This window comes from Leisingera sp. SS27 (assembly GCF_028368855.1).
GTDB lineage: Bacteria > Pseudomonadota > Alphaproteobacteria > Rhodobacterales > Rhodobacteraceae > Leisingera.
This window is the reverse complement of the sequence record NZ_JAQNCY010000021.1, coordinates 20,264-27,338: the sequence shown is the minus strand read 5'-3', so window position 1 is coordinate 27,338 and position 7,075 is coordinate 20,264. Positions and strand designations below refer to the sequence as shown.

6 protein-coding genes and 1 pseudogene are annotated in these 7,075 nt (G+C 55.3%); 2 read left to right on the top strand and 5 right to left on the bottom strand.

Annotated features, from left to right (window positions below; all coding sequences use genetic code 11):
- Positions 1 to 120 precede the first annotated feature (120 nt).
- From eno to N6L27_RS22985, 5 genes and pseudogenes are all read right to left on the bottom strand, one after another.
- A pseudogene (eno, locus tag N6L27_RS23005) lies at positions 121 to 357 on the bottom strand (phosphopyruvate hydratase); the annotation flags it as partial.
- Between the two features lie 309 nt (positions 358 to 666).
- Positions 667 to 2,244, bottom strand: a complete 1,578-nt coding sequence (locus N6L27_RS23000) for a gamma-glutamyltransferase family protein (RefSeq protein ID WP_271909750.1) — start codon at positions 2,242 to 2,244, stop codon at positions 667 to 669.
- The gene (locus tag N6L27_RS22995) at positions 2,241 to 3,725 is read right to left on the bottom strand and encodes a tripartite tricarboxylate transporter permease (protein WP_271909749.1); all 1,485 of its coding nucleotides are present in this window, start codon (positions 3,723 to 3,725) and stop codon (positions 2,241 to 2,243) included. The genes N6L27_RS23000 and N6L27_RS22995 overlap by 4 nt, the downstream gene beginning before the upstream one ends.
- Positions 3,726 to 3,734: 9 nt before the next feature.
- Complete coding sequence (locus tag N6L27_RS22990) at positions 3,735 to 4,193, bottom strand: tripartite tricarboxylate transporter TctB family protein (protein ID WP_271909748.1); 459 nt, start codon at positions 4,191 to 4,193, stop codon at positions 3,735 to 3,737.
- Positions 4,194 to 4,251: 58 nt separating this feature from the next.
- Positions 4,252 to 5,205 (bottom strand): Bug family tripartite tricarboxylate transporter substrate binding protein, encoded by a 954-nt coding sequence (locus N6L27_RS22985; RefSeq protein WP_271909747.1) that lies wholly within the window; start codon positions 5,203 to 5,205, stop codon positions 4,252 to 4,254.
- A 148-nt stretch (positions 5,206 to 5,353) separates the two neighbouring features.
- Here N6L27_RS22985 and N6L27_RS22980 point away from each other — a divergent pair, with 148 nt between their 5' ends.
- Together N6L27_RS22980 and N6L27_RS22975 are read left to right on the top strand one after the other, a co-directional pair.
- Positions 5,354 to 6,106 (top strand): IclR family transcriptional regulator, encoded by a 753-nt coding sequence (locus N6L27_RS22980; RefSeq protein ID WP_271909746.1) that lies wholly within the window; start codon positions 5,354 to 5,356, stop codon positions 6,104 to 6,106.
- A complete protein-coding gene (locus N6L27_RS22975; RefSeq protein WP_271909745.1) occupies positions 6,103 to 6,900 on the top strand; it encodes an IclR family transcriptional regulator in 798 nt (265 codons plus the stop codon). The genes N6L27_RS22980 and N6L27_RS22975 overlap by 4 nt, the downstream gene beginning before the upstream one ends.
- Positions 6,901 to 7,075: the final 175 nt, after the last annotated feature.

Below are 7,075 nucleotides of genomic sequence, written 5' to 3'. Positions count from 1 at the left end.
TTGGTGGCAAACCTCCGGCCGTGGTTTATTGGCTGAGAAAAGACGAAACCCAAACAGGTCAGCAGGAGCAGAGAGTAGCTTAAGTTACGCCGAAAGCTGTCCAACGATTGGGGAGTAGCTCAGTTCATCGGCAATCTCACCGGTAATAGCTGCGACGGCTTCCAGAACCCCCTGTCCCCCGTAGCGTTTCTTGTCGCCATCGCGCAATTCTTCCGCCTCATGGGCACCACTCGAAGCGCCCGAAGGCACAGCCGCGCGGCCAATGGTGCCGTCTTCCAGGATCACGTCGACCTCAACCGTCGGATTGCCCCGGCTGTCGAGAATCTCGCGCGCCTTTATGTCAAGTATAGTGCTCATTTATTCCATTCTTCGTTTTTTTCAAACAGCAGCTGCTGAACCGCTGAGCGCTAAAAAAGGTTCAGTAAAGCTTTCAAGCATCAAACTTGCTGGGCATTTACAGGTTAGTTTTCACACAACAATCCGATGCCGCGATCAGCAACTCTCAAAACAATAGGCGTTATTTGAGAGGAATTGCGTTGACGCATTCAAACGAATGCCCGCTAATCCAGCACAAATAGAGAGAGGCAAATCACTCATCAGGCCTTTCTCCGGGGTAAGCAAACGCCTGCCAGACAGGTTGATGTTCCCCTGGAACCGTTGCAGGACCTAGTCTCCCCCCGCCGCAACAGTATCGGCCCAATAAGCCATGACTTCAGTCACTCCATGGCTTGAGGCATCATCCCAACCCGCTATCGATGGGCAGGCAAAGTTGTACGGGTAGGCAGTGCGCGGGGCAAAGGTGATACTGGGAATAAGCCGACTTAGAGCTTCTTTGGCAGAGGGCGGCAGAGCGCTGTCTGCAATTGTGGTGCCGTCAAGGCTCGCGTCAATACGTGCTTCATGGATCGCTTCTTCCGGATCCATTCCGAAATCCAGAAGATAGGATGCAAGTTGGGCAACGGCGGGCATGATTTTCCGGCCACCAGCTGCACCAAGTCCGAACCTCTGGCCATCAGAGCGCTCCAGCAGCGTTGGACACATATTCGCAAGACAGCGTTTGCCAGGTCCAATGCTGTTTGGCTTGCCAGGCTCTGGATCAAACCACATGATCCCGTTGTTCATCAGAATGCCGCTATTCGGCAAGGTCATTCGGGAACCGAAGATAGAAAGCAGTGTCTGTGTAACCGACACCATGGTGCCTTCGCTGTCGACAACATTGAAATGGGTCGTACAGCTAGGAGCTGGTTCGTGGGCAATGTCGCCCATTGTGTCATACCGCTCTTGATTGGCCATCCGAATTGCCCGTTCGTATTCTGCAAAGTCCTCAGCTAAGGGCTTTGGGCCTTTCGGCGTCCATTCTGAAAGCAGCTGAAGCACCCTTTCCAAAGTCGGGCCCGCTGCCATATGCGGGGTGCCAAAGATCCTATGACCTTTATAGTCGAACTCGGATGCCGGCACGATTTGAGCACGGTAACCACTGAAGTCTTCAATACTGTGACGGCCGCCCGCAGCCCTTAGATCTCCGACAATTTTGTTTGCCAGTGCGCCTGAGTAAAATGCCTCTGGCCCTCGGGCCGCAATTGTTGCGAGCGTCACAGCAAGAGCGCTTTGATCACAGCGGGTTTGCCCCAAGGCTGTCCACGCCGACGCCTTGGGGAAACCATCTTCATCCAAGTACGCTGCTTTAGAGGCCGGAAAATGCGACAGTCCCTTTGCGGAACCGGCAATGATCAGCTGCGCATACCAATCAACCAGCATCCCTTCCTCGGCTTCAGCTACCGCCGGGGCGACCAGATCCGCCCATGGAACGGTGCCGAATTCCCGGTGGGCTTCACCAAGCCCTGCAACCAGACCCGGGATGGCCACAGCCTTCGCGCCAAAGACATTGGCGTCATCCTCGACCGCTGGCCATGGAAACAGATCGCTGGCTTTGCCGCCAATGACTGGGTAGTCCGTTGTTAGCAAACCCGCTGGAGCACGCATTCCAAAGTCAACAACCTGGGCGCAATCGTCTTGCCGGCGCCGGATGACCATGTAACCGCCGCCGCCGATACCGCTCATCCATGGTTCAACAACACCAAGGGCAAATGATGTGGCGATCGCAGCATCAATTGCGTTACCGCCCTGGTGCAGAACATTCGCCCCGATTTCCGACGCAATTCGGTTCTGTGAAGTAACCAGCCCGTTTTTACTAGTGACGGCCGGTTTGCGGATATGAAGTGACTTGCTCGCTGCCCGGCTCATGCTTGAACCCCTTTCCGGTCATTGATTGTTCTTCGCGTGATGAATGCAACAGACAGAATGGTCAGGACGAGGAAGAGGATGGAGATCGGTGTCGACACGAACACCGACCAGTTCCCAGACGATATCGTCAGCGCCTGCCGGACGGATTGCTCACCGATTGGTTCCAGCACAAATCCGATCATCATCGGTGCCAAGGGGAACGCGAGTTTGCGCATGCCATAGCCAAGAACTCCGAAACCAAGCATGACCCACAGATCAGTCGGGCTCGAATTGAAGCCGTAAACACCCAGCAGGCACAGGATGGCAATGACCGGATAGAGAACGTACCGCGGTATCATGGCAATTCGGGAAAAAAGCCGAATGGCAGCGAGACCGATCACCGGCAGCATGAGCGCAGCAATCAGCAACGCAATGAAAATTGCGTAAACCAGGTCCAAGTGCTCCGCAAAAAGCTGCGGGCCAGGTGCCAGCCCATGAATAAGGAATGCCCCCAGCAACACAGCAGTGACAACGTCGCCGGGAACGCCCAAAGCCATCAATGGGATCAACGCGCCGCCAGCAGTTGCATTGTTGGCGGATTCCGCCGCGGCAACTCCATCTAGCGAGCCCTTGCCGAATTTCTCAGGTGTTTTCGACCCCCGTTTTGCTTCGGAATATGAAAGAAACGCAGATGGGGTGGCGCCCAGCCCCGGAATGGAGCCAAGAACAATGCCGATGGCAGAACCGCGCATGATGGTGGGCAGCTTCTCCCGGATCTTTTTCCAGCTGACTTTTGCCTTTGGTACGGCAACTTTCTTCACTTCTGAAAGCGGGGCCTCGGCCTGAATGAACAGCTCTGATACTGCAAACAAACCAATCAGCATCGCCATGAGTGAAATACCGTTCAGCATGGTGATTTCCCCGAAAGTAAAGCGCGGGGTGGCCATCATCGGGTCCAGCCCGACAGTTCCAAAGATAAACCCAAAAGCCGCCGCAATCAGGCCTTTGGTCAACGAGTCTCCAGAAACGCCTGCAACGATTGTCAGAGAAAAAAGGACCAGCATTGAGAACTCGGCAGGACCAAACTTTGTCGCCAGCTGGGCGAGCAGTAAAGCGCCGAAGATGAGCGCAATTGTTGAGATCACGTCGCCAATCACAGACGACCACAGCGCCATACCCATTGCCTCGCCGCCTCGCCCTTGCTGCGTTAGCGGGTACCCGTCAAGAACAGTCGCTGCTGCAGCGGGTGTGCCTGGTGTGTTTATCAGGATGGCAGGGATGCAACCGCTGAACAGGGCGCCTTTGTAGGTTCCAAGCAGCAGGGCAAAAGCTGTAATAGGTTCAAATGCGTAGGTTAAAGGAATGACCAGCGCAATGCCCATTGTGCCTGTCAAACCCGGCACCGCCCCCATGAATACACCGAATGCAACACCGGCGAAGATTGCGATCATATTCTGGATCGACAGAAGCATCTCCAGAGCGGATAGAATATCTGCAGCCATTTCGGGACCTCACTGAAGGGGCAGGTTCAGACCAAAGCTGAACACTGCAAAGAGAATTGCTGTGGCCGCAGCCGGAAGCAGAAGGATTGCCAGTAGGTTTCTGCAGCCGAAGACAATCATGAGAGCTGCAATCAGCAGTGGCGCTGCGAAGAAGTAGCCGAACCATTGGAATACGAGGATGAACCCCGCTATGGCTGCTGCGGACAGCAGCGGGCTTAGTTTTTGCGGCCGGTTCAGAGCGGACGGAGCCTCGGCCTTACGAGGGCTACCAGATGACCGCAGTGAGGCCGCGATCAGAATGCATCCGCCAGCTCCGATCAGCATCGTGCCCAGTTTCGGGAAAAAGCGCGGCGACATGGCGCCTATTCCGTTGTCCGCAACGAAATTCGGTATCAGAAAGTAGTACAGGACGAGCGCAAGCACCAGCAGGGCCGCTCCTGAAATCATGTCCAGTTTGTAGATGTTCATCTTGGCCTCCCAACCAAGAAAGCCCGCCAGTCAAGCTGGCGGGCCAGTAATTTGCCCGTTACTTGCCGAGGCCCGCGGCGCGAATGATCTCGCCTTGGATCTCATAGTTTTCACGAACATTCTGCTCGAAGTCAGCACTGTTGCGATAGGTCATTTTCATGGCCAGCTTGTCGATGATCGACTGAAGCTCCTCGCTTTCAGTTGCCTTTTTGATAGCAGCATCAAGCCGCTGCACTGCCTCTTCAGGGAGGTTCTTGGGGCCTGCGATACCGAGGATGGAGGGCGCCTCGATGTCATAGCCCAGGTCCTTCAATGTCGGCACGTCGGGGAATTGGTCCATGCGCGCGCCAGTGATAATGGCAAGGAGCCTGAACTCGCCGGATTGCACCTGCGGCAGCCACTCGGTAGCACCTGCCATAACATCGACATGCCCGCCGAGCAGAGCTGTGACGGAAGCGGCGCCACCCTTGAAGGGCACGGCTTTCCAATCCAGTTCTTCTTCAGCCGCAAGGCGCTCCATGGTCAGGTGCTGGGGTGTTCCGGTGCCGGCAATCGCGTAGCTGATCTCGCCTGGGTTGCCTTTGGCGAACTCCACCAAGTCCTGAAAGGTCTGGTAGGGAGAGTCTGCAGGAACGACGACCCCCAGGTTCCAAGCTCCGTACTGCGAGATGAACGTGAAGTCCGTCAGCGTGTCATAGGGCAACTCCTGCGTATGGGGCGACAGAACCGCAGCCCCAGTCGTGAAGGTGAAGACGTTGTAGCCGTCTGGCTTTTGTGCAGCGCCAAGCCCTGCGGCCACCGAACCTCCGCCACCCGGTTTGTTGATGACTGTGACTGTTGCCCCCAACTCCTCTTCCAGCAGTGAAGCCAAGACTCGTGCGGTCGAATCCGTGGTACCGCCAGCTCCGTATCCAACGGTCAGGTTGATGTTTTTCTCCGGCCAGTCGCCTGCAGTCGCAGCAGTGGCGAAAACGGCCAGACCAAGGGCGGCTGTTTTGAGTAGGGTTTTCATGGCTCCTCCAAGTTATCGCATAGCAATTTTTATAATCGATAAGAAATGTTGGAATCTTTTTCTCGTTCAGTCAACATTTCTTTCTGTCCTCAGCATTGCGTTTGCCGCGAAACCCATGCTTCATTCGAGCAGAAGGGAGTGGATACGAATGAGTTCAAACGCATTGCTGAAAGCTCTGAACGCTCTCGAAGCATTTCAGTCTTCCTCTGGGTCGCTGACTGTGAAGGATATCGCGAAACTGACTGGGGAAACGGAGAGCTCTGTTCAAAGGAGCGCCTATACCCTTGAAGCGCTTGGATATCTGGAACGGGAAAACGCCGGCAGCAGGTACGTTCCCGGGCGGTCTTGCCTGCGTCCGGTCTATGGCTATCTGCGCAATAACAGGTTCCTGGAAACCGCCACTCCCTATCTCATCGATCTGTCTGAAAGGTATTCCACACGGGCTGACCTGACAGTGCTGGATGGAACCGACATTGTTTACCTCTCCCGCATTCCAAATCGGGATGAACTCCTGAACCTCTCCCCTCTCGGAAGACGCTGGCCGGCGGTCAGTACAGCTTCAGGGCGAGCGATTCTTGCTGCCTTGCCGGAAGAGGTGCGAAGCAAAATCCTGACGGACTCCGCTTTCTCGAAGATTACCCCAATGACCCTGGACAGTTTGGAAGCTGTCGAGGAGGCCATCCGCGAAGCTCAATCTGCTGGCTTTGCCTACCAAAGCGAGGAGGTTCTGATCGGCGCGGCATCAGTTGGCGCGGCAGTGCGTGATGCGGATGGCAAGGTTCATGGCGCGGTCATTCTGGGCGGTCCCGCTTCGGCATTTGAGAGTTCTAGTCAGCGGGACATTTTAGGGGAAGCGGTTAAGAAAGCAGCACTGGCCATTGGAGCTTACAATCTGTCATGAACACATTTCTCCTTGAACAGACACTCACTGGAAACGACCCGACGCAGGATCCGAGATACTTGACCTCAGTCGAGCGGGGCTTTCGGGTTCTAGATGCCTTGTCCTCCAGCTCAAACGCCATGTCGCTCACCGAACTTTCACGGAAAACCGGACTGGCGGTCCCGACGCTGCAACGGCTGACTGCCACACTTGTCACCGCAGGTTATCTGGAAAAGGAGTCAAGCTCTAAGCGCTACCGCCCCACTGTTAAAACCGTGGATTTGCTTTTCAGCTACCTATCCCGCAACCAATTTGCAAACCGAGCCTGGCCGCATCTGGTAAAACTCCGGGAGGAGCTTGGTCTGGATGTGTCTTTGTCGGTGCCCCTTGGCGGATCGATGGTCTACGTTCACCGGCTGCCAGGATATTCAGGGAATTTCGAAAACACGCTTCCTGGAAAGAAAGTGCCGATGCACTTGTCAGCCAGCGGCCGCTGCGTTCTTTCCTTCCGGAGCCGCGAGCACGTGGAAACCCAGCTGTCTGCCGGCGGACTAGAAGCACTTACTCCCTGGTCTCTGACTGATACTGAGGAGCTTATGCAGCAAATCTCTCTCTGCCGAGAAAAGGGATATGCGCTGGTTCAGCAAGAGGTGACACCTGGCATAATGACGCTGGCCTGCCCGGTCTTACAGGGGGCAACAGCAATTGCAGGCGTATCGATACACCTCCCTTCTGCCGGCTCTAATGTTTCTGTGTTTCTAGACAAGGCGCTCTTGCCAGTCGTTTCGGTCTCTCAGGCTTTAAGCATGGGGTAGTTTTCCTCTGACTGAGGTTCGGCAATCGACACTCCTGCAACCCGCGGTATCCGCAGGAATGAAGTCGTGAATGCGATCACTTCTATAGAGGCTGCAATGATCACGAGAAAGCCGCTCAGGGGGTCAAGAACTGGTATCGGGTCTGTTTCCTCCACTATGTCCGCAATGTCCGGAG